Here is a 26501-nt window from a genome sequence, read left to right as displayed (position 1 = left end):
TGGTACAAATAATAGTATGTTAATAAAGCGGTTATTGCCGCTTTAACCCATCCATGGGCGCCCGCTGGTTTGGGCAAAATAATTACGCTGGCTTTTTCCCGGCTCGCGCTGCGCTTAGCCGGGCTACATGTGCGCGCAGTTTTGTAGCCCGGATAAGGCGCCAGCCGCTATCCGGGACCCGACGCCGTCGTTAACAAATTCTCGGCAGCGGTTCGGCGTGGGGAAGATCGAGCGTCCGCTTCACGCCGTACAGCCCAACGGAACGTACGCCCGGGCGGGCGACCACTTCGCCGATTATCGCCGCATCGCGTCCTAACGCGTGAGACCGCAAATGCGCCAGCACGTTTTCCGCCTCGTCGCGGGCGACGGCGAGCACCAGCTTGCCTTCATTGGCGAAGTTCAGGGCGTCCAGACCAAGCAGCTCGCAGACGCCGCGCACCGTGTCGTTGACCGGCAGCGTTGCCTCCTGCAGTTCGATGCCGCAGCCGCTGGCGGCGGCGAACTCATGGGCGACCGCGTTAACCCCGCCGCGGGTGGCGTCGCGCAGGGCTTTCACTCCGCTCAGCGGGCGCAGGGTCTGGATAAGCGGCGTCAGCACCGCGCAGTCGCTGGACAGCGCGCCGTCCAGCCCCATCTGCTCGCGCAGGTTAAGGATGGTGGCGCCATGATCCCCCAGCGTGCCGCTGACCAGCAGCACATCACCGGCGCTAATCTGCTGCGTCCCCCAGTGAACGTCCGCCGGGATGGCGCCGATGCCGGCGGTGTTAATAAACAGCTTATCCGCCGCGCCGCGCGGCACCACTTTAGTGTCGCCGGTGACGATGGCGATCCCTGCCGCCCGGGCGGTGTCGGCCATGCTGGCGACCACCGCTTCCAGGGTGGCCATCTCCAGCCCCTCTTCGAGAATAAAGCCGCAGGAAAGATAGCGCGGGATGGCGCCGCTGACCGCCACATCGTTGGCGGTACCGCAGACGGCCAGCTTGCCGATATTGCCGCCGGGAAAGAACAGCGGGTCAATCACGTAGCTGTCGGTGGAGAAGGCGAGGCGGTCCCCCTGGGCGGCGAGCGCCGCCAGATCGAGGCGCGCCTGATCCTCCTGCTCCGCCAGCCAGGGGTTGGCGAAGGCCTGCATAAACAGGTCGCCGATCAGCTGCTGCATTGCCTGTCCCCCGCTACCGTGGGCTAACTGGACGCTTTTCATACTTCATTTTCCTGACTGCGATATTGATACCAGGCGGCGCAGGCCCCTTCAGAGGAGACCATTAGCGCGCCAAAGGCGCTTTGCGGATTGCAGGTGCTGGCGAAGAGCGGGCACTGGTGCGGTTTACAGCGGCCGGTCAGCACCTCGCCGCAGCGGGCGCGCGGGTCGTCGCACACGCGCTGCGGCGCCGGGCGAAAATGCGCCTCGGCATCGAAGCGCTGATAGGCTGGCGTAAGCTGCACGCCGGAGTCGCTGATGACCCCCAGGCCGCGCCATTCGCTGTCGCCATCCAGGCGGAAGACGTCGGCCATCGCCGCCTGCGCCAGCGGGTTGCCCTCATCCGGCACCACGCGACGGTACTGATTTTCCACATCGCTGCGCTGCGCTATTGTCTGCTCAACCAGCATCACCGCGCCTTGCAGTAGATCAAGCGGTTCGAAACCGGCGACCACTAAAGGACGGTGATAGTCGCTGGCGATAAAGCCGTAGGCCTCGGTGCCGATCACCATACTGACGTGGCCCGGGGCGAGAAAGGCGTCGATTCCGTTCTCCGGCTGGTCCAGCAGGCTGCGCAGGGTCGGCAGCAGGGTGATGTGCTGGCAGAAAAAGTAGAAGTTATCGACGTTGCGCTCTCGCGCCTGACGCAGGGTCAGGGCGGTAGCGGGCATGGTGGTTTCGAAACCGAGACCAAAAAAGACCACCTCGCGCTGCGGATTTTGCTGCGCCAGCCGCAGAGCGTCCATCGGCGAGTAAACGATGCGGACATCGGCGCCGCGGGCTTTCGCCTGCAGAAGCGAGCCGTTTTTACCCGGCACGCGCATGGCGTCGCCGAAGGTGCAGAAGATCACTCCCGGGCGGCTGGCAATCTCAATGCAGGCATCGATGCGCCCCATCGGCAGGACGCACACCGGGCAGCCGGGACCATGAATAAATTCGATGTTCTCCGGCAACAGTTGGTCGAGCCCGAATTTAAAAATGGCATGGGTATGGCCGCCGCAGACCTCCATGATGCGCAGCGGTCGCGCGGCGGTGTGCGGCAGCAGACGAGCACGCTGCTGAAGATGGGCCACCAGCTGCATCACCTGTTCGGGGGCGCGGTATTCATCTACGTAACGCATTATCGCTCCTCGCCGTACAGCAGCGCGCCGACGTCCGGCTCCACGTCAAACATATTTTGCAGCGCCTCGAGGGTGTCGCGGGCTTCGGCTTCATTAATGACGCTCATGGCGAAGCCGACATGCACCAGCACCCACTGGCCGAGCCGCGGCTGGCCCTGCTCATCAACGGCGCCGACCAGCGTCAGGTCGACGTCGCGCTGAATACCGCAAACTTCCACCTTCGCCAGCACGCCGTCGATGGCGCAAATTTGTCCCGGAATGCCTATGCACATCGCTGCGTCTCCAGCCAGGTAAGCCACTGCTCCATGCCTTCGCCGCTGGTGGCGGAGACAAGAATAATTTCAATATGCGGATTGACCTCGCGGGCGCAGGCCAGGCACCGCTCAACGTCGAAATTGAGATACGGCAGCAGGTCGACTTTGTTGAGCAGCATCAGGCTGGCGGCGGCGAACATATGCGGATACTTCAGCGGTTTGTCTTCGCCTTCGGTGACCGACAGCACCGCCACCTTATGGCGCTCGCCGAGATCAAAGCTGGCCGGGCAGACCAGGTTGCCGACGTTTTCGATAAACAGAATGCCGCGGTCAGCCAGCGGCAGGCGCGGGGCGGCGTCGGCGATCATCTGGGCGTCGAGATGGCAGCCTTTCCCGGTATTGACCTGAATCGCCGGGGTGCCGGTGGCGCGAATGCGGGCGGCGTCATTGACCGTTTGCTGATCGCCTTCAATCACCGCGCAGTCGGCGCGTCCTTTCAGCCGGGTGAGGGTTTCGGTGAGCAGGGTGGTTTTGCCGGAGCCGGGGCTGGAAACCAGATTCAGCACCAGCTGCTGTTTTGCTGCGAAGCGTGCGCGGTTGCGTGCCGCCAGGCGGTTGTTTTTATCCAGCACGTCGATCTCCACTTCCAGCATCCGCCGCTGGCTCTGCCCCGGGGCGTGGGTACCCGCTTCGCCGTGGCCGTAATGCAGGTCGCCCTCTGGCGTGCGGGTGGGGGTGAAGTGGTCGATTTTGACACCGGTGATGGTCATCGTCTGGCGTGGGGCGGGCGCGAAGGGGGCGCTGCGGAACGCGGAATGCGGGTTTCGTTCGTCTCCTTCAATATAGAGGTTGCCTTCGCCACAGCCGCATGTTGTACACATAATTTACTCCAATTCTAAACGCTGAATCTGTAAGCCATCATCCGCCACGATCTGCAGCTGGTCGTTATTGCAGTGCGGGCAGCGGCGAACGTGCTGCGAGACAAGATGGACGTACTGCTGACAGCGATCGCACCAGCATTCAGCCTGTTGTTCGGCGATATGCAGTTCGCACCCCTCCGCCAGCGTGCCGCGGCAGACCAGCTCAAAGCAGAAGGTCAGGGCGCTGGCTTCCACGCAGGAAAATGCGCCGACCTTGAGCCACACGCCGGTAACCCGCCGCGCGCCGGCCTGCTGCGCCTGTTGTTCAATAATTTCCAGCGCCCGCTGGCTGAGGGTGATTTCGTGCATAGTCGCCTCCGTATCGCGATGCGCCTTCTATGCAATAACGATGCCAGAATGAAATCGTCGTGGCAGTCAATGTCGATGTCGACGCCCCGGGGCTGTCATCGACATGTCGTATCGGCAGAGGGCGATATAAAAACATAGTTAAATCAATTAAATAAAATCTGGCATGAAAAATGCTTAGAGGGTGCATCTCATGCTACGGAGAAACCGATATGACTATTTGGGAAATAAGTGAAAAGGCGGATTACATCGCCGACCGTCACCGGCAGCAGCAGGAGCAGTGGCACATCTACTGTAACTCGCTGGTTCAGGGGATCACCTTGTCGAAGGCCCGCCTGCATCACGCGATGAGCTGCGCGCCGGACAAAGAGCTGTGCTTCGTGCTGTTCGGCCATTTTCAGGTGTTCGTCGCCCTCGCGGAAGGCTTCAACAGCCACACCATCGAGTACTACGTCGAAAACAAAAACGGCGGTGATAAGTATCTGATTGCTCAGGCCACCCTCGCAATGGATGGCACGGTGGACGGCCGCATCAGCAACCGCTCCCGCGACCAGGTGCTGGAGCACTATCTGGCGATTATCGCCACCGTCTATGACCGTCTGTATGACGCCATGGAACAAGACCAACCGGTGGATTTAAGCCATCTGGCGCTGACCCACTGATCGTAAGGTGTCGACACGTGTCGAAAATGACACCTGCGCAACCTGATTTCGTCAAAAATGACTTTCACCCGAGGATGACCCGGTGAACCGTTTTGTAATTGCTGACTCCACTGTCTGTATCGGCTGCCGCACCTGCGAAGCCGCCTGCTCTGAGACGCATCGCCAGCACGGCCTGCAGGCTATGCCGCGGCTGCAGGTGATGCGTAATGAAAAAGAATCGGCACCGCAAATGTGCCACCACTGTGAAGATGCTCCCTGCGCCACCGTCTGCCCGGTTAACGCCATCCAGCGCGTCGATGGCGCGGTCCAGCTCAACGAGAGCCTGTGCGTAAGCTGCAAACTGTGCGGCATTGCCTGCCCGTTCGGCGCCATTGAATTTTCCGGCAGCCGCCCGCTGGATATCCCGGCGAATGCCAATACCCGGCTGGCGCCCCCCGCGCCGCCGGCGCCGGCGCGCGTCAGCTCGCTGCTCGACTGGGTACCGGGCGTGCGCGCTATTGCCGTGAAATGCGACCTCTGCCACTTCGATGACCAGGGCCCGGCCTGCGTGCGGACCTGTCCGACCAACGCGCTGATGCTGGTGGATAGCCGTGATATCGCCCAGGCCAGCAAGCGTAAACGCCAGCTGACCTTTAATACCGACCTTGGCGACTTGTCGCTGTTCCAGGCGCAACAGGGGGAGAGGGAATGAGTGTAATTGGATTAGTGAATCAGGCGGTGGCGTGGTATGCCGCCAGCGCCGTACTGGCCTTTCTGTTTGCCATGCGCAAACCGCTCAGCGGCGCCATTGCCGGGATCGGCGGCGCGGTGGCCAGCGCCATGCTGGTGGTCGCCGGCGGCGCCGCGCTGCTGATGCCGGAGCGGATCCACGGCGGCATGCTGCAGTTTCTCCACCTGACGATACGGGTGGGGGGCGTCAACGCGCTGTGGCTGCTGGCCATCGGCCTGTCGGCGCTGCCGGTGTCATTGTTCAATATTAGCTGGCATCGCCACCCGCAGGTGAAGGCCAACGGCCCGCTGGTCAACCTGCTGCTGGCCGCCGCGACCTGCGCGGTGGTGGTGACCAATATCGGTTCACTGGTGGTGATGGCGGAGATCATGGCGCTCTGCGCGGCGTTTCTCACCGGCTGCGCCGCCTCCGGTAAGCTGTGGTTTGCCCTGGGGCGTCTCGGTACTCTGCTGATGGCCTGGACCTGCTGGCTGGTGTGGTCAACCTACGGCACCCTCGAGCTGGCGCAGATCAACCTTCAGGCGGTGGATATGATGCAGAACCCGCTGCTCTGGCTGCCGGGTCTGGTGGGGTTCGCCCTGCTGGCCGGGGCGATCCCGCTGCACGGCTGGGCGCCGCAGGCTCACGCCGGGGCCAGCGCGCCGGCCGCCGCGCTGTTTTCCACGGTGGTAATGAAGGTTGGTCTGTACGGCATGCTGACCGTTTCGCTGGCCGGCGGCGTGCCGCCGCTGTGGTGGGGCGTGATGCTGCTGGCGCTGGGGATGATCACCGCCTTTATCGGCGGACTGTATGCGCTGATGGAGCATAACATTCAGCGCCTGCTGGCCTATCACACCCTGGAGAATATCGGCATTATCCTGCTGGGGCTGGGCGCCTTCGTCACCGGCGTGGCGACCCGCAACAGCACGCTGATGGTGCTGGGCTTTATCGGCGGCATGTATCACCTGATTAACCACAGCCTGTTCAAAACCACGCTGTTCCTCGGTGCCGGAGCGGTGTGGTTCCGCACCGGTCATCGCGATATCGAGAAGCTGGGCGGCATCGGTAAAAAAATGCCGCTGATCTCCCTCGCCATGCTGGTGGGGCTGATGGCAATGGCTGCCCTGCCGCCGCTGAACGGCTTCGCCGGCGAGTGGGTTATCTATCAATCCTTCTTCAAAATGAGCACTGGCGACCTGTTTATCGGCCGTTTGCTGGGGCCGCTACTGGCCGTTGGCCTGGCGATCACTGGCGCACTGGCGGTGATGTGTATGGCGAAAGTCTACGGCGTGACCTTCCTCGGCGCGCCGCGGACGAAAGAGGCGGAATACGCCACCTGCGCCCCCTGGCTGATGACCCTGAGCGTGGTGCTGGCGGCTGTGTTCTGCCTCGTTGGCGGCATCGCCGCGCCGTGGCTGCTGCCGCTGGTGAGCGGCGCCTTCCCGGTGCAGGCTCAGGTATCGAGCGTGGTGTCGCAGCCGATGATCGCGCTGCTGCTTATCGCCTGCCCGCTGCTGCCGTTCCTGCTGATGATCTTCTTTAAAGGCGATCGCCTGGCGGCGCGCTCGCGCGGCGCGGCGTGGGTCTGCGGTTACGACCACGAGCAGTCGATGGTGGTAACGGCCCACGGCTTTGCCATGCCGGTGAAAGAGGCCTTTGCGCCGTTGCTGAAGCTGCGTCACTGGCTGAACCCGGTGCGTCTGGTGCCGGGCTGGCAATCGGCCTCGGCGCCGGCGCTGCTGCGCGGGATCGCGCTGGTTGAGCTGGCGGTGCTGGTGGTGATTGTCATTTCGCGAGGAGCCTGAGAATGAGTCTGTTAATTGCATTGCTACAGGCGCTGGTGCTGTTTGCCGTCGCGCCGCTGTTGTCCGGAATCGTTCGCGTCGCCCGCGCGCGGCTGCATAACCGCCGTGGACCGGGGGTACTGCAGGAGTATCGCGATATCCTGAAACTGCTGGGCCGCCAGATCGTCGGTCCTGACGCCTCGGGCTGGGTGTTTCGCCTGACGCCGTACGTCATGGTGGGCGTGATGCTGACCATCGCCACCGCGCTGCCGGTGGTGACGGTAGACTCCCCGCTGCCGGTGCTGGGGGATCTCATCACCCTGATCTACCTGTTCGCCATCGCCCGTTTCTTCTTTGCCATTTCCGGTCTGGACACCGGCAGCCCGTTTACCGCGCTGGGCAGCAGTCGCGAAGCGATGCTCGGCGTGCTGGTGGAGCCGATCCTGCTGTTGGGCCTGTGGGTGGCGGCGCAGGTCGCCGGCTCGACCCATATCAGCGCCATCACCGATACCCTTTACCACTGGCCGGCGGCGCGCAGCATTCCACTGATTCTGGCGTTATGCGCCTGCGCCTTCGCCACCTTTATCGAGATGGGCAAACTGCCGTTCGATCTGGCGGAAGCGGAGCAGGAGCTGCAGGAAGGGCCGCTGTCGGAATACAGCGGCAGCGGCTTTGGCATCCTGAAGTGGGGCATCAGCCTCAAACAGCTGGTGGTGCTGCAGATGTTTGTCGGGGTCTTCTTTCCGTGGGGCCAGATGACCAGCTTCAGCGTCGGCGGCCTGCTGCTGGCGCTGGTGGTCGCCATCGTTAAGCTGGTGGTTGGGGTGCTAATTATCGCGCTGTTTGAAAACAGCATGGCGCGTCTGCGTTTTTGTGCCACCTCCCGCGTCACCTGGGCCGGGTTTGGTTTCGCCTTTTTAGCTTTCGTCTCCTTGCTGGTGGCGTGATTAAGAGAGTTTGAGCATGTCTGAAGAAAAAATAGGTCAACACTACCTTGCGGCGCTGCACCAGGCCTTTCCCGGCGTGGTGCTGGACGAAGCCTGGCAGACCAAAGACCAGTTAACCATCACCGTGAAGGTCAACTACCTGCCGGAAGTGGTGGAGTTTCTCTACTACCAGCAGGGCGGCTGGCTGTCGGTGCTGTTCGGCAACGATGAACGTAAGCTCAACGGCCACTACGCGGTCTATTACGTGCTGTCGATGGAGCAGGGCACCAAATGCTGGATCACCGTGCGCGTGGAAGTGGACGCCAACAAACCGGAATACCCGTCGGTGACGCCGCGCGTCCCGGCGGCGGTATGGGGCGAGCGCGAAGTGCGTGATATGTACGGCCTGGTGCCGGTCGGCCTGCCGGACGAACGCCGGCTGGTGCTGCCGGACGACTGGCCGGACGAACTCTATCCGCTGCGCAAAGACAGCATGGATTATCGCCAGCGTCCGGCGCCGACCACCGACGCCGAAACCTACGAGTTTATTAACGAGCTCGGCAGCAAGAAAAACAACGTGGTGCCGATTGGCCCGCTGCACGTCACCTCTGATGAACCTGGCCACTTCCGCCTGTTCGTTGACGGCGAGAACATTATCGACGCCGACTACCGCCTGTTCTACGTCCATCGCGGGATGGAAAAGCTGGCGGAAACCCGCATGGGTTATAACGAAGTGACCTTCCTGTCGGACCGGGTGTGCGGCATCTGCGGCTTCGCCCACAGCACCGCTTACACCACCTCGGTGGAGAACGCGATGGGCATCGTGGTGCCGGAGCGGGCGCAGATGATCCGCGCCATTCTGCTGGAGGTGGAACGCCTGCACTCGCACCTGCTGAACCTCGGTCTGGCCTGCCACTTTACCGGCTTTGACTCCGGCTTTATGCAGTTCTTCCGCGTGCGCGAAACCTCGATGAAGATGGCAGAGATCCTTACCGGCGCGCGTAAAACCTACGGCCTGAACCTGATCGGCGGGATCCGCCGCGACCTGCTGAAAGAGGACATGATCCAGACCCGTCAGCTGGCGCAGCAGATGCGTCGCGACGTGCAGGAGCTGGTGGATATGCTGCTCAGCACGCCGAATATGGAACAGCGTACCGTCGGTATTGGCCGTCTGGACCCGGAAATCGCCCGCGACTTCAGCAACGTAGGCCCGATGGTGCGCGCCAGCGGCCACGCCCGCGACACCCGCGCCGACCACCCGTTTGTCGGTTACGGCCTGCTGCCGATGGAAGTCCACAGCGAGCAGGGCTGCGACGTGATATCTCGCCTCAAGGTGCGGATCAACGAGGTTTACACCGCGCTGAATATGATTGATTTCGGTCTCGATAACCTGCCGGGCGGCCCGCTGATGGTGGAGGGGTTCACCTATATTCCGCACCGCTTCGCGCTGGGCTTCTCCGAGGCGCCGCGCGGCGACGATATCCACTGGAGCATGACCGGCGACAACCAGAAACTGTACCGCTGGCGCTGCCGGGCGGCGACTTACGCCAACTGGCCGACCCTGCGCTATATGCTGCGCGGCAACACCGTTTCCGATGCGCCGCTGATCATCGGCAGCCTCGACCCGTGCTACTCCTGTACTGACCGCATGACCGTGGTCGATGTACGCAAGAAGAAGAGCAAAGTGGTGCCATACAAAGAGCTGGAGCGCTACAGCATCGAGCGTAAAAACTCGCCGCTGAAATAAGGAATCGCCATGTTTACCTTTATTAAAAAAGTTATTAAGACCGGCACCGCGACGCACGCCTACCCGCTGGAGCCGATGCCGGTAGACAAAAACTTTCGCGGCAAGCCGGAGCATACGCCACAGCAGTGTATCGGCTGCGCGGCCTGCGTGAACGCCTGCCCGTCGAACGCCCTGACGGTCGAGATCGATCTGGCCACTAACCAGCTGGCGTGGCAGTTCAATCTCGGGCGCTGCATCTTCTGCGGTCGCTGTGAAGAGGTGTGCCCGACGGCGGCGATTAAGCTGTCGCCGGAGTATGAGCTGGCGGTGTGGAAGAAAGAGGATTTCCTCCAGCAGTCGCGCTTCGCTATCTGCCACTGCCGGGAGTGCCAGCGTCCGTTCGCGGTGCAGAAGGAGATCGACTACGCCATCGCGCTGCTCAAGCATAACGGCGATACCCGCGCCGAGCTGCACCGCGAAAGCTTCGAAACCTGCCCGGAATGCAAGCGCCAGAAATGCCTGGTGCCGTCCGATCGTATTGAACTGACCCGCCACATGAGGGAGGCCAGCTGATGAGCACTTTACTTGGCCCGCGCGATGAAAACGGCATTCCCGTGCCGATGACGGTGGATGAATCCATCGCCAGCATGAAGGCCTCGCTACTGAAGAAGATTAAACGTTCGGCCTACGTCTACCGCGTCGACTGTGGCGGCTGCAACGGCTGCGAAATCGAAATTTTCGCCACCCTTTCGCCGCTGTTCGACGCTGAACGCTTCGGGATTAAGGTGGTGCCTTCGCCGCGCCATGCCGATATTCTGTTGTTTACCGGGGCAGTGACTCGCGCGATGCGCTCCCCGGCGCTGCGCGCCTGGCAGTCGGCGCCGGATCCGAAGATCTGTATCTCCTACGGCGCCTGCGGCAACAGCGGCGGCATCTTCCACGACCTGTACTGCGTCTGGGGCGGTACCGATAAAATCGTACCGGTCGACGTCTATATTCCGGGCTGCCCGCCGACGCCAGCCGCCACGCTGTACGGCTTCGCCATGGCGCTTGGCCTGCTGGAGCAGAAAATTCATGCCCGTCTGCCGGGTGAGCTCGACGAACAGCCGACCGAGCTGCTGCATGCCGATATGGTGCAGCCTCTGCGGGTGCGCATCGATCGCGAAGCGCGGCGTCTGGCGGGCTATCGCTATGGACGGCAGATTGCCGATGACTATATGCGTCTGCTTGGCCAGGGCGACAGCCAGGTGCTGCGCTGGCTGGAGGCGGAGAAAGATCCGCGTCTGACCGAGATCGTCACCCATCTCAACCAGGTGGTCGAGGGGGCGCGTATCCGATGAGCGAGACGGTGGTGTTCAGTCAGCTGAGCCGTAAATTTATTGATGAGAACGACGCCACGCCGGATCAGGCGCAGCAGGTGGTCTATTACAGCCTGGCGATTGGCCACCACCTCGGCGTCATCGACTGTCTGGAGGCGGCGCTGAGCTGCCCGTGGGACGCGTATCTGGCATGGATCGCCACCCTTGAGGCCGGAAGCGCCGCGCGGCGCAAAATGGAGGGCGTGCCGAAGTATGGCGAAATCGTCATCGACAGCAGTCATGTGGCGATGCTGGCCAACGCCTTTGATAAAGCGCAGTCCGCGCAGACCCCGCAGCAGCAGGCGTGGAGCAAAACCCTGCTCAGCATGCTGCATGATATTCACCAGGAGAGCGCCATCTACCTGATGGTGAGGAGATTACGTGACTGACGTTTTACTCTGTGTCGGCAACAGCATGATGGGCGACGACGGCGCCGGCCCGCTGCTGGCGGAGATGTGCGCGGCGAACCCGGCCGGCCAGTGGGTGGTCATCGACGGCGGCAGCGCGCCGGAAAACGACATCGTGGCGATCCGCGAATTACGCCCCGAACGCCTGCTGATTGTCGATGCCACCGATATGGGCCTAAACCCCGGCGACATTCGCATCATCGATCCCGACGACATCGCCGAGATGTTTATGATGACCACCCATAACATGCCGCTCAACTATCTGGTCGATCAGCTGAAAGAAGACGTCGGCGAGGTGATTTTCCTCGGCATTCAGCCGGATATCGTCGGTTTTTATTATCCGATGACCCAGCCGGTGAAAGAGGCCGTTGCCCGGGTGTATCAGCAGTTGGCAGGCTGGAAGGGCAAGGGCGGCTTTACTCAGCTGGAGGCCGCGGACGACTAGCCCTGCGGCGAACCGGGCTCTCCGCCGGCGCACGACTGGCCGGAAGGGAGCCCCGTTCCCGGCGCTGCCAGCTCAAGATTCTCTATCACTAATTTACCGGGCGACACCGAGACTCTGACCTGCGTGCCGACCGGAAACCCCGCCTGCTCCAGCCAGTCGCCGTTTAAGCTTAATGCCGCGTGGCGGGTGTAGCGCCGCGTCTCCCGCGTTTTGCGGTCCTCATGGCGTTTTCTGACATATCCCACGGTTAACTGGCGAATGGCCCTGGCTATCCCTCTGGCTGCGGTAGGGTGCTGTGCGCTCATGATGTGCTCCTTGCTGAAGATACCCCGGTAAAAGTACTGGATAAAATACCAGTTATTGTAAACAGGTGGCAAACCAGAAACTGGAATCAGGCTCGAGAAAAAAGCATGTAATGGATGCAACAGATAGCCGACGCCCGTCCCCCGGCTATCGCGGGGAACGGGCGCGCGTGGGCGAGGGTGCTTAGTCGAGATCGGCGCCGTTACTGGCTATCACCTTCTGGTACCAGAAGAATGACTTTTTACGCTTACGCGCCAGGGTGCCGTTGCCGGCATCGTCGCGATCGACATAGACAAAGCCGTAGCGCTTGCTCATCTCGCCGGTGGACGCCGAGACCAGATCGATGCAGCCCCAGCTGGTGTAGCCCAGCACCGGAATGCCGTCGCCGATAGCGTCACGCATTGCCCTGATGTGCTCGCGCAGGTAGCTGATGCGATAGTCGTCATTGATGTCCCCATTGGCATCGATCTCATCGCGGGCGCCAAGCCCGTTTTCCACCAGGAACAGCGGTTTCTGATAGCGGTCGTACATCATGTTCATGGTGATGCGCAGGCCCAGCGGGTCGATGCCCCAGCCCCATTCGCTGGCCGGAATGTGCGGGTTCTTCAGCGACTTGACGATGTTGGCGGCATTGGTGTTGCTGGCGTTCATCTCCGCCGAGGCGCAGCGCGACGCGTAGTAGCTAAAGGAGACGAAATCGACGGTGTTTTTGAGGATCTCGTCATCGCCCGGCTGTTTCGCAATCGTGACCCCTTTTTCCCGGAACACCCGCGCGGCCCACACCGGATAGGCGCCGCGGGCCTGGACATCGATAAAGAACAGGTTTTCGCGGTCCTTCTCCAGCGCCATCCATACATCTTCCGGCTTGCAGGAGTAAGGGTAGAAATTACCGCCGGCCAGCATACAGCCGACCTGATTTTGCGGGTTAATCTCATGGGCGATTTTCGTCGCCAGCGCGCTGGCCACCAGCTCGTGATGCGCGGCCTGATACTTCACCTGCTCCTGGTTTTCACCCTCTTCAAACACCAGACCGGCGCCGGAGTAGGGGCTGTGCAGCATGATGTTGATTTCATTGAAGGTGAGCCAGTATTTCACCAGGCCGTCAAAAGCTTCAAAGCAGGTGCGGGCGTAGTGGCTGAAAAAATCCACCATTTTGCGGTTGCGCCAGGAGCCGTACTCCATCACCAGATGCATCGGCACGTCAAAATGGCACAGGGTGACCAGCGGCTCGATACCGTGCTTTTTGCACTCCTCGAACAGTGAGCGATAGAAGGCGATGCCCTGCGGATTCGGCTGCTGTTCGTCGCCGCGTGGGAACAGGCGGCTCCAGGCGATGGAGGTGCGAAAGACGCTGAACCCCATCTCGGCCATCAGGGCGATATCTTCTTTATAGCGATGGTAAAAATCGATCGCCTGGTGGCTGGGGTAAAATTCGTCTCCACGCAGCGTAAAGCGCTTCTCCAGGCCTAATTTTACCGGCAGGCGATGGGCGCCGTGGGGAAGGGTATCCACGGTGGTCAGCCCCTTACCGCCTTCAAGATAAGCGCCTTCAGACTGGTTGGCGGCCAGTGCGCCGCCCCATAAAAATCCCTGTGGGAAACTCGCCATGCATTACCTCATTATCAATAGTGTATTCAGGCGTGGGATGCCTGGGCCCTGGCCTGGCGCGCTCTGGCGTCGGCAGCGGCCTGCTCAACGGGAATGTCCTCAAAGCCAAGGATCAGCGTCAGGGCAAACGACAGCACCACCGACAGCGCCATCACGCCAAACACCCAGACGATGGTCATTGGATTGGCCGGATCGAAAAACTGCACGCTGGTAAACAGCCCCGGCGCCGCCATCGAATGGCTGGCCAGTCCGGCAATACCTGCCACCGCGCCGCAGATAAAGCCGCTGATTAAGCTGGCGATCAGCGGGCGCTTCAGGCGCACCGCCACGCCGTACAGCGCCGGTTCGGAAATCCCGGCCAGAATCGCCGATGCCGCGGCGGCCAGCGCCGTCTGGCGCAGCTCCGGGTTTTTGGTTTTCCACGCTACCGCCAGCGAAGAGCCGCCGAGCGACAGGTTGGCGCCGATCTCCGATGGCATCACCATACCCTCTTTGCCGGTTTCGGCGATGGTCTGAATGATGGTCGGCGTAAAGACGCGGTGCATACCGGTCATCACCAACAGCGGCCACAGCCCGCCCATGATCGCCACCGACAGCCAGCCGAGATAGCTGTGGATCGTATACACCAGCGCGGAAATGGCGCTGCCGATCCAGATGCCCAGCGGGCCAATCAGCAGGATCGCCAGCGGGGCGGCGATCAACACGATCAGCATCGGCTTCAGAAAGTTTTTCGTCACCGCCGGGGTAATGCGATCCACCCAGCGCTCGATATACGACAGGCACCAGGTCATCACCAGCGCCGGGATCACCGTGTAGGTGTATTTCACCGCGGTAACCGGAATAAAGGCGAATTCAACGTGTTCTCCCTGGGCGGCTTTGGCCATCAATTCGATAAACCCAGGATGCACCAGCACCCCGGCGATGGCGATAGCCAGCGACATATTAGTTTTGAATTTCACCGCCGCGGAGGCGGCCACCATCAGCGGCAGGAAGAAAAATGCGCCGTCGCCGATAAGCGCCAGCAGGGTCAGCGTCGGCGAGCCTTTCGGCAACGCGCCGCTCATCTCGAGGATCATCGCCAGCAGCTTGACCATCGATCCGCCGATAATCGCCGGGATCAGCGGCGACATGGTGCCGATCAGCGCGTCAAGGATCCCGGCGCCGATGCGTTTCAGGGTTAGCGGCGCTTTGCCCTGCGGCTCAGCCGGGCGCAGGTCGCCAGGCAGCAGATTCACCACCTCGCGGTAGGCCTGGGAGACAGTGTTGCCGATGATCACCTGGCACTGGTTATCGCTGCGCACAACGCCGAGCACCCCGGCCAGCCCTTTCAGGGTAGAGCTATCGACCTGTTCGTCGTCTTTAACCACGAAGCGCAGACGGGTCATGCAGTGGGTAACGGCGGCGACGTTGTCGACCCCGCCGATTGCCGCGACTATCTGTTGCGCCAGGGCTGCATAATTTTTCGACATCGGATTTTATCCTGTTTATCAATAGGGTACTGATCTGCCACCGCCCCGCATCGCCGGGCGATACCATGTTTTTATAGGAAACCGGTTCCACAAAATCATGGTGAGTTTCATTTAATTTCACAAGAAATAAAAAAATATGATCTCAATTTTGTGATTTTGATCGCTAAGCGTCGCCGTGAGCCGGATCGCGGTGATGAACAGGGGAGTGCTGTAAAAGCGGGAAACGTGCAGTACACTGCCTGCAACTTTTGCAACAGGAAGAATCACATGGCAACGATGCTGGAGGTCGCAAAGCGCGCGGGGGTATCGAAGGCGACCGTTTCGCGGGTGCTGTCGGGCAACGGCTATGTCAGCCAGGAGACCAAAGACCGGGTGTTTAAGGCGGTGGCGGAGAGCGGCTACCGGCCTAATCTGCTGGCGCGCAACCTGGCGACCAAAACCACGCAAACCCTCGGCCTGGTGGTGACCAATACCCTGTACCACGGCGTCTATTTTAGCGAACTGCTGTATCACGTGGCGCGGATGACGGAGGATAAAGGGCGGCAGCTGATCCTGGCCGACGGCAAGCACAGCGCGCAAGAGGAGCGGGAGGCGATCCAGTACCTGCTGGATCTGCGCTGCGATGCGATCATCATCTACCCGCGCTTTCTCACCGTCGATGAGATGGACGAGATCGTTGAGAACCACTCGCAGCCGATCATGGTGCTTAATCGCCGCCTGCGCCGCCACGCCAGCCACTGCGTCTGGTCCGATCAAAAAGCCTCGGCGATGCGGGTAGTGGAGCGGCTGATTGCGCTTGGCCATCGCAATATCGCCTTTATTACCGGCTCCCTTGACTCTCCCACCGGCGTCGAACGCCTCGCCGGCTACAAAGACGCGCTGGCTGGCCACGGCATCGCCCTGAACGAGGCGCTTATCGCCGAAGGGCGCTGGACGCCGGAAACCGGGGCGGCGGGGGTGGAGAGCCTGCGTAAGCGCGGGGTTACCTACAGCGCGCTGGTGGCGAGCAATGACGATATGGCCATCGGGGCGATGAAGCAGCTTCACCAGCTGGGCGTTAAGGTGCCAGAACAGGTCTCGGTGGTGGGGTTTGACGATATTGCTCTTGCGCCGTATATGGTGCCGTCGCTCGCCAGCGTCCGGGTGCCGGTGACGGAGATGATTAAAGAGAGCATCAATCGGCTGATCTTTATGCTGGATGGCGGGGAATTCAACTTTCAGCAAAGCTTTCCCGGAGCGCTGATTGAACGCGAGTCGCTGGTGGCGGGCCCCTGTGCCTGACGTCGTCAGCTGTCATCGTCACTACTGACGATGACAGCAAAGCCCAGCTATAATAGTCTTTATAATCAATATATTAAAAACTTGGAACGTATTATGCATACTCCGGCGCGTAACCTTCTTACTGCTGGAGAAATGGATGAACCGTTTCATTATCGCCGATGCGAGCAAATGTATCGGCTGTCGCACTTGCGAAGTGGCCTGCGTGGTATCCCATCAGGAACATCAGGACTGCGCCTCCCTGACGCCTCACACCTTTCAGCCGCGTATTCACGTGATCAAAGGGGTCAATGTTTCCACGGCGACCGCCTGCCGTCAGTGTGAAGACGCCCCCTGCGCCAACGTCTGCCCGAACGGCGCCATCAGCCGTGATAAAGGCTTTGTCCATGTGATGCAGGAGCGTTGCATCGGCTGCAAAACCTGCGTCGTCGCCTGCCCGTACGGGGCGATGGAGGTGGTGGTGCGCCCGGTGATCCGCCATAGCGGCGCCGGACTGAACGTCGTGGCGGAAAAAGCCGAAGCCAACAAGTGCGATCTCTGCTTCCACCGCGAGAGCGGTCCGGCCTGCATGGAAGTGTGCCCGACGCACGCCCTGGTGTGCGTTGACCGCAACAAACTTGAGCAGATGAATATCGAGAAACGTCGCCGTACGGCGCTGGCCTGGTAAGTCAAGGCATGAACGGGGTGCAAATCCGCATTCGCGGTAAAGTGCAGGGGGTGGGGTTCCGCCCCTTTGTCTGGCAGCTGGCCCGGGCGCAGGCCCGCTGCGGCGATGTCTGTAACGACGGCGACGGCGTACTGGTGCGGCTGGTCGGGGGCGACGACGGTTTTACTGCCGCTCTGGCTGACCACTGCCCGCCGCTGGCGCGGATCGACAGTACCGCCTGCATTCCCTATCGCTGGGCGGCCACGCCGCAGGATTTCACCATCCGCGAGAGCGGGGCGGGACGGATGCGGACTCAGATTGTGCCCGATGCCGCGACCTGCCCGGCGTGCCTCGCGGAGATGAACGATCCCCGGGCACGCCGCTACCGCTACCCCTTTATCAACTGCACCCACTGCGGCCCGCGGTTGACCATTATTCGCGCCATGCCCTACGACCGGCCCTTCACCGCAATGGCGCCGTTCCCGCTCTGTTCCCCTTGTGAGGCGGAATTCCGCGATCCTGCCGATCGCCGTTTTCACGCCCAGCCGGTGGCCTGCCCCGACTGCGGGCCGCGACTGGAATGGCGGGCAGAGGGGGAAACGCTGGACGGCGAGGCGGCGCTGCAGGCGGCTATCGCCCGGCTGGCGGCGGGCAAAATCGTGGCGATAAAAGGCATCGGCGGCTTTCATCTGGCCTGCGATGCCGGTAACCCCGCTGCCGTTGCCACGCTGCGGGCGCGAAAACACCGCCCGGCAAAACCGCTGGCGGTAATGCTGCCGACGGCAACGGGCTTACCCGCCGCCGCTGCGGCGCTGATGGGCTCCCCGGCGGCGCCCATCGTACTGATTGCCAAAGCGCAGGTCTCCGGCCTGTGCGACGAAATAGCGCCAGGGCTTGCGGAAGTTGGGGTGATGCTGCCGTCTAATCCGCTGCAGCATTTGCTTCTGCAGGGCCTGGCGCGCCCCATCGTAATGACCTCCGGCAACCTTAGCGGCCGTCCGCCGACGTTAAGTAATGCTCAGGCGCTCAATGAGTTAGCCGACATTGCCGACGGCTTTCTCTTGCATAATCGCGACATCGTACAGCGGATGGATGATTCACTGGTGCGCTCAAGCGGTGAAATGCTGCGCCGCGCCCGGGGCTACGTCCCGGACGCGCTGCCGCTGCCGCCAGGGCTAGGAGACATCCCGCCGCTGCTGGCTCTCGGCGCGGATATGAAAAATACCTTCTGCCTGGCGCGCGGCAGCGAAGCGGTGCTGAGCCAGCACTTTGGCGATCTTGGCGAGGAAGGTGTTGAACAGCAGTGGCGCAGCGCCCTGCAGCTGATGCAGAGCATTTACGCGTTTGTGCCGCAGCGGGTGGTGGTTGATGCCCATCCCGGCTATCGCTCAACGCAGTGGGCGGCCTCCCTGCCCCTGCCGCTGGAGACAGTGCTGCATCACCATGCCCACGCCGCGGCATGCCTGGCGGAGCACCGCTGGCCGCTTGACGGCGGGGACGTTATCGCCCTGACACTCGACGGTATTGGTATGGGGGAGAACGGCGCGCTGTGGGGCGGGGAGTGCCTGCGGGTCAACTATCGCGAATGCGAACATCTTGGCGGGCTGCCGGCCGTCGCGCTGCCAGGGGGGGACCTGGCGGCACGCCAGCCGTGGCGAAATTTGCTGGCCCACTGTCTGGCCTTTGTCCCTGACTGGCAGGATTATCCGCAGGCCGCCACCCTGCGCCAGCGCAACTGGCCGCTGCTGGCGCAGGCCATCGAGCGCGGGATTAACGCGCCGCGCGCCTCATCCTGCGGACGGCTGTTTGATGCCGTTGCCTGCGCCCTGGATTGCGCGCCGGAGAGTCTGAGCTATGAAGGCGAAGCGGCCTGTCGGCTGGAGGCGCTGGCCGCCAGCTGCCCCGGCGTCAGCCACCCGGTTACGCTGCCGTGGCGCGACGACGCGCTGGATTTAGCGACCTTCTGGCGGCAATGGCTGAGCTGGCAGGCGACTCCGGCGCAGAAAGCCTGGGCATTCCACGACGCCCTGGCCTGTGGGCTGGCGGCGATGGCCCGCGACTGCGCCACCGTCCGCGGCATCGACACGATGGTCTGCAGCGGCGGGGGGCTGCATAACCGCCTGCTGGCGGCGCGATTGACCTTTTATCTGGCGGATTTTACTCTGCTGTTTGCACAGCAGTTGCCGGCCGGCGACGGCGCAATCGCCTATGGTCAGGCGGTGATCGCCGCCGCCCGCTGGCAGGCTCAAGGAATACAACCATGATAATGACAGTTTTACGCCAGCAGCCGCGCGCCGCGGGTCTGGTGCTGGGGTTGATCGCGGCGAATTTACTGGCCTGGTGCTGGGCGCTGCAGGCCTTTGGCGACAGCGGCGCGCTGATGGCCGCCAGCCTGCTGGCCTGGGGCTACGGCCTGCGCCACGCGGTGGACGCCGACCATATTGCGGCGATTGATAACGTGACCCGCAAGATGATGCAGCAGGGGCGGCGGCCTTTCGCCGTCGGGGCGTGGTTTTCGCTGGGCCACTCATCGATTGTGGTGCTGGCCTCGGCGGCGATTGCCGCGACCGCCACCGCCTTCAGCACGCAGATGAGCTGGCTGCATGATACCGGCAGCGTTATCGGCACCGCCGTGTCGGCCCTGTTTTTACTGGCGATGGCCTTTATCAACCTGGTGATTTTACGCAGCGTGTGGCGCAGCTTCCAGGCATGGAAGCGCGGTGAAAAGGTCAGCGACGAAATCGTCAGCGGCGGCGGCATGATGAGCTGGCTGTTTGGCAAGACCTTCCGTCTGATAAGCCGCAGCTGGCAGATGTACCTGGTCGGTTTCCTGTTTGGCCTCGGTTTTGATACCGCCACCGAAATCGGCGTACTGGGTATCTCCGCCGCCGGCGCGTCGAGCGGGATTTCCGTCTGGTCGATTATGGTCTTCCCGGCGCTGTTCGCCAGTGGTATGGCGCTGGTGGATACCCTCGATAACGTGCTGATGGTCGGCGCCTACGGCTGGGCGTTCAGCAAACCGCAGCGCAAGCTCTATTACAACATGACCATCACCGGCACCTCGGTGGTGGTGGCGCTGTTTATCGGCGGCCTGGAAGCGCTGGGCCTGCTGATGGATAAGTTTGCGCTCAGCGGCGGAATATGGCGCTGGGTAGGGGCGTTAAACGACAACCTCGGCGACGCCGGATTTGTGGTGGTCGGGTTGTTTGTCGCCTGTTGGGCGCTATCGGTGCTTAACTATCGCTGGCGCGGCTACGACAATCTGGCGCGCTAGGCTGGATATGTTCCCGGCTTGCGCTGCGCTTAGCCGGGCTACCAGGACAATACCGTAGCCCGGCTAAGGCGTTTACGCCGCAAGCCGGGAAAACCATCAACTTACCAGTTGTTTGAGCAGCGCAAAGGCTTCCTTCATTTTGTCTTCGCTGACCACAAAGGCGCGCAGCTGGTTTTCGGCATCCACGCCTTTCGCCACCAGCCCCTCTTTGGCGGCCACGATGTTCCACGTCAGATCGTCGCGGCGGGTGTCGCCGGCCAGATGCAGCGGCAGATCCGGGGTTTTCACCTTCACCAGCATTGGCGGCAGCTTGAGTTCTCCCGCCTGCGCCAGCAGATTTTTACTCAGGCACATGGCGCTGAGTAAAATCGGCTGCAGGAACGGCAGTACCACGCCGTTGATTTCCGCACAGTCGCCGAGCGCATAAATCGCCGGGTCGCTGGTTTGCAGCTGGCTATTGACCACAATACCGCGGTTAATCTGCAGTCCGGCGTGGCGCGCCAGCGACGTTTCCGGGCGCAGGCCGGCGGCGGCCACCACCGCATCGACGGTTATCGCGCGCTGGCGATCGAGACTGACGCGAATGCCGTCGGCGGTTTGCTCCAGCCCCTCCAGCTGCGTTTTCAGCATCAGATGTACGCCCATCTCGGTGAGCCGATGCTGCAGGCGGCTGCTGGCCTCCGGCGGCATCAGCGCCGCCAGCACGCTGGCGGAGTTATCGACTACCGTTACCGCTTTACCGGCGCGGCAGAAATCCATCGCCAGTTCGCAGCCAATCAGGCCGCCGCCGACGATCAGCACGCGCTTCGCGTCGTGCAGCCGGCTCTGCGCCGCGCCATATTCGCGCTGGCTATTGAGCGTTAGCATCAGCTCGCGCCCCGGTACCGACGGGATAAACGGCGTCGCGCCGGTGGCCAGTACCAGTTTGTCGTAGCGCCACTGGTTATCGTGGCTCTTCACTAACCGGTTTTCGGCGTCGATATCGCTTACCCAGGTATGGGGAAACAGACGCAGAGTGTACTGCTCGGCGAACTCGCCGGCGCTTTGCAGGGTCAGATCGTCGGCCTTCTGTCCGCGGCTGATGACATGGCTGAGGTCCGGTTTGTTGTATTCATCCATGCTATCGGCGGCGATGAGGGTCAGCGGGATTTGCGCATCCTGCTTACGAATATTTTTCACCAGCTGGCGGGCCGCGAAGCCCGAGCCGATGATGACGATGCCATCACTCATTTTGCCTCCGTCGCCAGTACGTCAAAGACATCTTTGCCAAGAGAACACTCAGGGCAGAGGAAATTGTCCGGCACTTCGCTCCACGGCGTACCCGGCTGTACATCCTGATTAGGTTCGCCTTTCGCCGGGTCATAGACCCACTGGCACACGCTGCACTGCATCATGGGACCGAGATCGGCGGCCGCGGCCGCGGCACAGGCGCAGTCCTGTGGTTCCGGCGTTGTCGCTGCTTCAGCAACCGGCAGCGGCGAGAGGGCCCATTGGCGAGCGATGTCGCGACCGTGTTGGCGGCACAGCTCCAGCGCGTCGATATCCGGGCGCCATTTGGCTTTCAGGCTCAGCGACATCTCAAAGCCGGCATCCTGCAGGCGGGTGGACAGGCGGTCTACCGCGCCGCCGCTCCAGCCGTGCGAGCCAAAGGCGCTGGCGCGTTTATTGCGAAAACGCAGCCCGGTCATCTCTTCCACCAGCCCGGCGATTTTCGGCATCATCACGTTGTTCATGGTGGACGTGCCGACAAGTACGCCTTTCGAGCGGAAAACATTGGTGAGGATGTCGTTTTTGTCGCTGCGGGCGACGTTAAAGATTTTCACCGCTACCCGTGGGTCAACCTCGGTGATCCCCTGGGCAATGGCGTCCGCCATCATGCGGGTATTATTGGACATGGTGTCGTAAAAGATGGTGATGCGATCTTCCTGATAATCCGCCGCCCACTCGAGGTATTTCTCGACGATTTGCGTCGGGTTATCGCGCCAGACCACGCCGTGGGAGGTGGCAATCATCTCCACCGGCAGGTTGAAGCCGAGGATTTCAGTAATTTTCGGCGTCACCAGGCGGCTGAAGGGCGTCAGGATGTTGGCGTAGTAGCGCTGGCACTGTTCGTACAGTTCAGTCTGGTCCACTTCATCGTTGAACAGATGTTCGTCGCAATAGTGCTGGCCGAAGGCGTCGTTGCTGAACAGCACCGCGTCGCCGGTCAGGTAGGTCATCATGCTGTCCGGCCAGTGCAGCATCGGCGTTTCCACGAAGATCAGCTGTTTACCGTTACCGATGTCGAGAGTATCGCCGGTTTTCACCACGTGGAAGTTCCACTCCGGATGATGATGGTGGCCGTTGATCGAGTCGATGGCGTTGGCGGTGCAGTAGATCGGCGTATCCGGGATCTGCATCATCAGTTCGGTCAGCGCGCCGGCATGGTCCTCTTCGGCGTGGTTAATGACGATATAGTCGAGGTCGGCGAGGTCGATTTCGCGGCGCAGGTTCTGTACGAACTCGCGGCTGAATTTATGATCGACGGTATCGATCAGCACGTTTTTCTCTTCGCGGATGAGATAGCTGTTGTAGCTGCTGCCGCGCAGCGTTTTATATTCGGTGCCGTGGAAATCACGCACTTCCCAGTCACGTTGGCCAACCCAAAGAATGTTATTTTTCACCACAATAGACATAGCAACCTCAATCAATACAGTGTGTTTAAACTCAGTTGACTGGCTTATATCAAGTTGCGTGCCAACTTTTTAATTAATTGATAATTATCTGTTTTTAATTTTTTCTGATTTTGGTTGTTGTCAAAATGACAATGGTTAAAATAGTCGATATGACAATGCGTATTGTCAAAATGACAATGGAGCGGCAATGAGTTTTTCCGTCGACGAGCTGGCGAGAATCGCCATAGATTTACAAAGCGATATTGGTCACACCGACCGCTTTTCGCGCCTGATTACTACCCTGCGGCAAATTCTTGGCTGCGATGCCTCGGCGCTGCTGCGCTATGAGGCGCATCAGTTTGTGCCGCTGGCGATCGATGGCCTGGCGCAGGATGTGCTCGGTCGGCGCTTTGCCCTGGAAGGACACCCGCGGCTGGAGGCGATTGCGCGCGCCGGGGATGTGGTGCGCTTCCCGGCGGATAGCGACCTGCCCGACCCCTATGACGGGCTGATCCCCGGTCATGAGAGCCTCAAAGTCCATGCCTGCGTGGGACTGCCGCTGTTTGCCGGGCAGACGCTGATTGGCGCGCTGACCCTGGACGGCATGGATGCCGATCGTTTCGATAGCTTCAGCGATGAAGAGCTGCGGCTGATTGCCGCGCTGGTGGCCGGGGCGCTGAATAATGCGCTGCTTATCGCCCGCCTTGAAGCGCAAAACGTCCTGCCGGCGCAGGCGGTGAATTACCCGCTGCCGGAGCGCCAGGAGATCATCGGCCTGTCGGGGCCCATGCTGCAGCTGAAAAAAGAGATCGATATCGTCGCCGCCTCGGATTTAAACGTGCTGATCAGCGGCGAAACCGGCACCGGCAAAGAGCTGGTGGCGAAGGCAGTGCACCAGGGATCGCCGCGAGCCGCCAACCCTCTGGTGTACCTCAACTGCGCGGCGCTGCCGGAAAGCGTAGCGGAGAGCGAGCTGTTCGGCCATGTGAAAGGGGCATTTACCGGGGCTATCAGCAACCGCAGCGGTAAATTTGAGATGGCGGATAACGGCACCCTGTTTCTTGACGAAATCGGCGAACTGTCGCTGGCGCTGCAGGCCAAACTGCTGCGCGTGCTGCAGTATGGCGATATTCAGCGCGTCGGCGATGACCGCAGCCTGCGGGTCGATGTGCGGGTGCTGGCGGCGACGAACCGCGATCTGCGCCAGGAGGTGGTGGAAGGGCGCTTTCGCGCCGATCTGTACCATCGGCTGAGCGTCTTCCCGCTGTCGGTTCCGCCGCTACGCGAGCGGGAAAGTGACGTGGTGCTGCTGGCGGGCTATTTCTGCGAGCAGTGCCGCCTGCGGATGGGGCTGGCGCGGGTCATTTTGGCTGAGGCGGCGCGAAACCGGCTGCAGAAGTGGTCCTGGCCGGGCAACGTGCGCGAACTGGAGCATGCTATCCATCGGGCGGTGGTGCTGGCGCGGGCCACCCAGGCCGGTGATGAAGTGGTCCTGGAGCCGCAGCATTTCCAGTTTGCGGTGGCGGCGCCGATGTTGCCGACTGAGACGGCGGCAGCGGCGCCCGCGACGGGAAACATCAATCTGCGCGAGGCGACCGACTCTTTTCAGCGAGAAGCCATTAGCCGCGCGCTGGAGGCTAACCAGGGCAACTGGGCGGCGACCGCCCGAGCGCTGGAACTGGACGTCGCCAACCTGCATCGGCTGGCGAAACGTCTGGGTCTTAAAGGATCCCCGCCTGGTAAAAGTTCTGCAGGTTAATGGCGCCGACCAGTTGGCCGTTCTCATCCACTACCGGCGCGGCGCTGATTTTGTGTTTCATCAGTCGCTCTTTGGCTTCCACCGCGCGGCTATCCGCCTGCAGCGTTACGCCATTGCGGGTCATCGCCCGAGTGACGCCATCGTTGAGCGTACCGCCAGCAACCAGCCAGCGGCGCAGGTCGCCGTCGGTGAAAACGCCCTGCACGCGGTTGGCTTCATCGCAGACCGCCACCAGGCCGAGCCCGGTTCGGCTTAGTTCAAGCATGGCGTCCATGACGTTGGCCTCGGCATTGACCCGCGGCACTTCTTCGTCGCGGCGCATCAGGTGATGCACTTTGTTCAGCAGCCGCGCGCCGAGGGCGCCCGCCGGGTGGGAACGGGCGAAATCCTCTTCATTGAAACCGCGCGCCTGCATCACCGCCATCGCCAACGCGTCGCCCAGCATCAGCGTGTTGACGGTGCTGGAGGTTGGCGCCAGATGCATCGGGCAGGCCTCGCGCTCCACGGCGATATCCAGCACCGCTTTCGCCGCCAGCGCCAGCGGCGAGGTGGATTTGCCGGTCATCGCCAGCAGCGGAATGCCTTTTTCTTCCAGCCGCGGCACGATGAGATCCAGCTCTTTCGCGCTACCGGAGTAGGAGATAAACAGCATCACGTCGCGGCTATCGAGCATGCCGAGATCGCCGTGCAGGGCTTCCGCCGGATGGACGAAAAAGGCCGGGGTGCCGGTGCTGGCGAAGGTTGCCGCCAGCTTTTTACCGATGTGGCCGGATTTACCGATACCGGAGACAATCAGTTTGCCCTCGCAGTGGATAATGGTTTCCGCCGCGCGGATGAAGTCGTCGCCCAGGCGCTCCGGCAGGCGGCTCGCCTCCTGCAGCTCAAGCATCAGGGTCTGGCGTCCGGCCTCTAACAAAAAGTTACTCATGATGTTCTCCAGTAATAATGACTTCAATGCCTTTGGCTTCCAGCGCCCGCTGGAATTCCGGGTCAATATCGGCATCGGTAATCAATTTATCCACGCGTTCAAGGCCGCAGACAATATTGGGGCTTTTACGACCAAACTTGGATGAGTCGGCCATCAGGATCACTTCGCGGGCGGCGTTGCACATCGCTTTGCTGACGGTATAGACCTCATTAAAGGTAGTGACTCCGGCGTTCAGATCGATACCGTCGGTGCCCATAAACAGCTTGTCGAAGCTGAACTGTTCGAAGGCGTTTTCCGCCAGCTGGCCGTGAAAAGAGGCCGATTTTTTACGGAAGGTGCCGCCCGGCATCAGGATGGTCTGCTCGTTATCGAACTCTGATAGCGCGTTGACGATATGCAGGCTGTTGGTCATCACCGTGATGTTATTGAAGTGACTCAGCAATGGCACCATCTGCAGCACGGTGCTGCCGGCGTCGAGGATAATTGAATCGCCATCGTGGATGTATCGCACGGCAGCCTCGGCAATCTGCGCTTTTTTATGGGTGTTGATCAGCGTTTTATGGTCAATCGGCGGATCGGCTTCATCCTTGTTGAGTACCACGCCACCGTAGGTGCGAATGACGGTGCCGGCGTTTTCCAGCGTGACCAGATCCTTGCGGATGGTGGTGCCAGTGGTATCGAAGTGTTGCGCCAGCTCTTCGACCGAGCATTTTCCCTGCGACTGCAGGAACTCGAGAATGGCTGCCTGGCGCTGACGTGGTTTCAT

The 26501-nt window shown here is 61.5% G+C and carries 29 protein-coding genes; 15 read left to right on the top strand and 14 right to left on the bottom strand.

Features of this window, described 5'->3' with window-relative positions:
• Positions 1-190: 190 nt before the first annotated feature.
• From KPHS_41410 to KPHS_41370, 4 genes are read right to left on the bottom strand one after another with little or no spacing between them, the layout of a single operon-like run.
• Positions 191-1201 (bottom strand): hydrogenase expression/formation protein HypE, encoded by a 1011-nt coding sequence (locus KPHS_41410; RefSeq protein YP_005228441.1) that lies wholly within the window; start codon positions 1199-1201, stop codon positions 191-193.
• Entirely contained in the window at positions 1198-2319 is a 1122-nt protein-coding gene (locus KPHS_41400; RefSeq protein YP_005228440.1) for a hydrogenase expression/formation protein, read from the bottom strand. Before KPHS_41400 ends, KPHS_41410 begins: the two co-directional genes overlap by 4 nt.
• Positions 2319-2591 carry a hydrogenase isoenzymes formation protein gene (locus KPHS_41390; protein YP_005228439.1) on the bottom strand — a complete coding sequence of 91 codons (273 nt, stop codon included), beginning with the start codon at positions 2589-2591 and terminating at the stop codon, positions 2319-2321. The genes KPHS_41400 and KPHS_41390 overlap by 1 nt, the downstream gene beginning before the upstream one ends.
• Positions 2582-3343 (bottom strand): hydrogenase nickel incorporation protein HypB, encoded by a 762-nt coding sequence (locus KPHS_41370; protein ID YP_005228438.1) that lies wholly within the window; start codon positions 3341-3343, stop codon positions 2582-2584. The genes KPHS_41390 and KPHS_41370 overlap by 10 nt, the downstream gene beginning before the upstream one ends.
• Here KPHS_41370 and KPHS_41380 point away from each other — a divergent pair.
• Complete coding sequence (locus tag KPHS_41380) at positions 3314-3472, top strand: hypothetical protein (protein ID YP_005228437.1); 159 nt, start codon at positions 3314-3316, stop codon at positions 3470-3472. The genes KPHS_41370 and KPHS_41380 overlap by 30 nt on opposite strands.
• Here KPHS_41380 and KPHS_41360 read toward each other — a convergent pair.
• Positions 3458-3802, bottom strand: coding sequence for a hydrogenase nickel incorporation protein (locus KPHS_41360; protein ID YP_005228436.1), 345 nt, complete (start codon positions 3800-3802; stop codon positions 3458-3460). The two genes, KPHS_41380 and KPHS_41360, sit on opposite strands and share 15 nt — an antisense overlap.
• Before the next feature lie 209 nt (positions 3803-4011).
• Between KPHS_41360 and KPHS_41350 the strand changes: the two genes are divergently transcribed.
• The 9 genes from KPHS_41350 to KPHS_41270 all read left to right on the top strand — a co-directional run bounded on the left by KPHS_41350 (position 4012) and on the right by KPHS_41270 (position 11816).
• On the top strand, positions 4012-4461 hold the full coding sequence (locus tag KPHS_41350) for a formate hydrogenlyase regulatory protein HycA (RefSeq protein YP_005228435.1): 450 nt from the start codon (positions 4012-4014) through the stop codon (positions 4459-4461).
• A gap of 82 nt (positions 4462-4543) precedes the next feature.
• Positions 4544-5152, top strand: coding sequence for a formate hydrogenlyase subunit B (locus KPHS_41340; protein ID YP_005228434.1), 609 nt, complete (start codon positions 4544-4546; stop codon positions 5150-5152).
• Positions 5149-6975 (top strand): formate hydrogenlyase subunit 3, encoded by a 1827-nt coding sequence (locus KPHS_41330; protein ID YP_005228433.1) that lies wholly within the window; start codon positions 5149-5151, stop codon positions 6973-6975. The genes KPHS_41340 and KPHS_41330 overlap by 4 nt, the downstream gene beginning before the upstream one ends.
• Before the next feature lie 2 nt (positions 6976-6977).
• Positions 6978-7901, top strand: coding sequence for a hydrogenase 3 membrane subunit (locus KPHS_41320; RefSeq protein YP_005228432.1), 924 nt, complete (start codon positions 6978-6980; stop codon positions 7899-7901).
• A gap of 16 nt (positions 7902-7917) precedes the next feature.
• Complete coding sequence (locus tag KPHS_41310) at positions 7918-9627, top strand: hydrogenase 3, large subunit (part of FHL complex) (RefSeq protein ID YP_005228431.1); 1710 nt, start codon at positions 7918-7920, stop codon at positions 9625-9627.
• Positions 9628-9636: 9 nt separating this feature from the next.
• Positions 9637-10179: a formate hydrogenlyase complex iron-sulfur subunit gene (locus tag KPHS_41300; RefSeq protein YP_005228430.1), complete on the top strand. Its 543-nt coding sequence runs from the start codon at positions 9637-9639 to the stop codon at positions 10177-10179.
• A complete protein-coding gene (locus KPHS_41290) occupies positions 10179-10946 on the top strand; it encodes an NADH-quinone oxidoreductase subunit B family protein (protein YP_005228429.1) in 768 nt (255 codons plus the stop codon). Before KPHS_41300 ends, KPHS_41290 begins: the two co-directional genes overlap by 1 nt.
• On the top strand, positions 10943-11353 hold the full coding sequence (locus tag KPHS_41280) for a processing of HycE (part of the FHL complex) (protein ID YP_005228428.1): 411 nt from the start codon (positions 10943-10945) through the stop codon (positions 11351-11353). The genes KPHS_41290 and KPHS_41280 overlap by 4 nt, the downstream gene beginning before the upstream one ends.
• Positions 11346-11816 (top strand): hydrogenase 3 large subunit C-terminal protease, encoded by a 471-nt coding sequence (locus tag KPHS_41270; RefSeq protein YP_005228427.1) that lies wholly within the window; start codon positions 11346-11348, stop codon positions 11814-11816. Before KPHS_41280 ends, KPHS_41270 begins: the two co-directional genes overlap by 8 nt.
• Here KPHS_41270 and KPHS_41260 read toward each other — a convergent pair.
• From KPHS_41260 to KPHS_41220, 4 genes are all read right to left on the bottom strand, one after another.
• Positions 11813-12121, bottom strand: coding sequence for a type I toxin-antitoxin system SymE family toxin (locus tag KPHS_41260; RefSeq protein YP_005228426.1), 309 nt, complete (start codon positions 12119-12121; stop codon positions 11813-11815). The two genes, KPHS_41270 and KPHS_41260, sit on opposite strands and share 4 nt — an antisense overlap.
• Before the next feature lie 181 nt (positions 12122-12302).
• Positions 12303-13727 (bottom strand): cryptic 6-phospho-beta-glucosidase, encoded by a 1425-nt coding sequence (locus KPHS_41250; RefSeq protein YP_005228425.1) that lies wholly within the window; start codon positions 13725-13727, stop codon positions 12303-12305.
• A gap of 26 nt (positions 13728-13753) precedes the next feature.
• The gene (locus KPHS_41240; RefSeq protein ID YP_005228424.1) at positions 13754-15196 is read right to left on the bottom strand and encodes a cellobiose/arbutin/salicin-specific PTS system components IIBC; all 1443 of its coding nucleotides are present in this window, start codon (positions 15194-15196) and stop codon (positions 13754-13756) included.
• A gap of 117 nt (positions 15197-15313) precedes the next feature.
• Positions 15314-15463, bottom strand: coding sequence for a hypothetical protein (locus KPHS_41220; RefSeq protein ID YP_005228423.1), 150 nt, complete (start codon positions 15461-15463; stop codon positions 15314-15316).
• On the opposite strand from KPHS_41220, the gene KPHS_41230 reads away from it, so the two are divergent.
• The 4 genes from KPHS_41230 (at position 15464) to KPHS_41190 (ending at position 20394) form a co-directional block, all read left to right on the top strand.
• Positions 15464-16477, top strand: a complete 1014-nt coding sequence (locus tag KPHS_41230) for an ascBF operon repressor (protein YP_005228422.1) — start codon at positions 15464-15466, stop codon at positions 16475-16477.
• A gap of 136 nt (positions 16478-16613) precedes the next feature.
• Positions 16614-17141, top strand: a complete 528-nt coding sequence (locus tag KPHS_41210) for an electron transport protein HydN (RefSeq protein ID YP_005228421.1) — start codon at positions 16614-16616, stop codon at positions 17139-17141.
• An 8-nt stretch (positions 17142-17149) separates the two neighbouring features.
• Positions 17150-19384 (top strand): hydrogenase maturation protein, encoded by a 2235-nt coding sequence (locus KPHS_41200; RefSeq protein YP_005228420.1) that lies wholly within the window; start codon positions 17150-17152, stop codon positions 19382-19384.
• Positions 19381-20394 (top strand): putative high-affinity nickel-transporter, encoded by a 1014-nt coding sequence (locus KPHS_41190; protein ID YP_005228419.1) that lies wholly within the window; start codon positions 19381-19383, stop codon positions 20392-20394. The genes KPHS_41200 and KPHS_41190 overlap by 4 nt, the downstream gene beginning before the upstream one ends.
• A 96-nt stretch (positions 20395-20490) precedes the next feature.
• Here KPHS_41190 and KPHS_41180 read toward each other — a convergent pair whose 3' ends face one another.
• Genes KPHS_41180 through KPHS_41160 form a run of 3 tightly spaced genes read right to left on the bottom strand, consistent with a single transcriptional unit; the run spans position 20491 to position 23257 of the window.
• On the bottom strand, positions 20491-21624 hold the full coding sequence (locus KPHS_41180) for a nitric oxide reductase (RefSeq protein ID YP_005228418.1): 1134 nt from the start codon (positions 21622-21624) through the stop codon (positions 20491-20493).
• A complete protein-coding gene (locus tag KPHS_41170; RefSeq protein ID YP_005228417.1) occupies positions 21621-23069 on the bottom strand; it encodes an anaerobic nitric oxide reductase flavorubredoxin in 1449 nt (482 codons plus the stop codon). Before KPHS_41170 ends, KPHS_41180 begins: the two co-directional genes overlap by 4 nt.
• Before the next feature lie 44 nt (positions 23070-23113).
• Positions 23114-23257 (bottom strand): hypothetical protein, encoded by a 144-nt coding sequence (locus KPHS_41160; RefSeq protein ID YP_005228416.1) that lies wholly within the window; start codon positions 23255-23257, stop codon positions 23114-23116.
• Here KPHS_41160 and KPHS_41150 point away from each other — a divergent pair.
• A complete protein-coding gene (locus KPHS_41150; RefSeq protein ID YP_005228415.1) occupies positions 23257-24807 on the top strand; it encodes an anaerobic nitric oxide reductase transcriptional regulator in 1551 nt (516 codons plus the stop codon). The genes KPHS_41160 and KPHS_41150 overlap by 1 nt on opposite strands.
• Here KPHS_41150 and KPHS_41140 read toward each other — a convergent pair.
• Complete coding sequence (locus tag KPHS_41140; RefSeq protein YP_005228414.1) at positions 24770-25735, bottom strand: D-arabinose 5-phosphate isomerase; 966 nt, start codon at positions 25733-25735, stop codon at positions 24770-24772. The genes KPHS_41150 and KPHS_41140 overlap by 38 nt on opposite strands.
• Positions 25728-26501: a DNA-binding transcriptional repressor SrlR gene (locus tag KPHS_41130; RefSeq protein YP_005228413.1), complete on the bottom strand. Its 774-nt coding sequence runs from the start codon at positions 26499-26501 to the stop codon at positions 25728-25730. Before KPHS_41130 ends, KPHS_41140 begins: the two co-directional genes overlap by 8 nt.

Source organism: Klebsiella pneumoniae subsp. pneumoniae HS11286, from assembly GCF_000240185.1.
Classification (GTDB): Bacteria; Pseudomonadota; Gammaproteobacteria; order Enterobacterales; family Enterobacteriaceae; genus Klebsiella; species Klebsiella pneumoniae.
The sequence above is the reverse complement of the archived record's forward strand: the minus strand, read 5'-3'. Positions and strand labels throughout refer to the sequence as shown.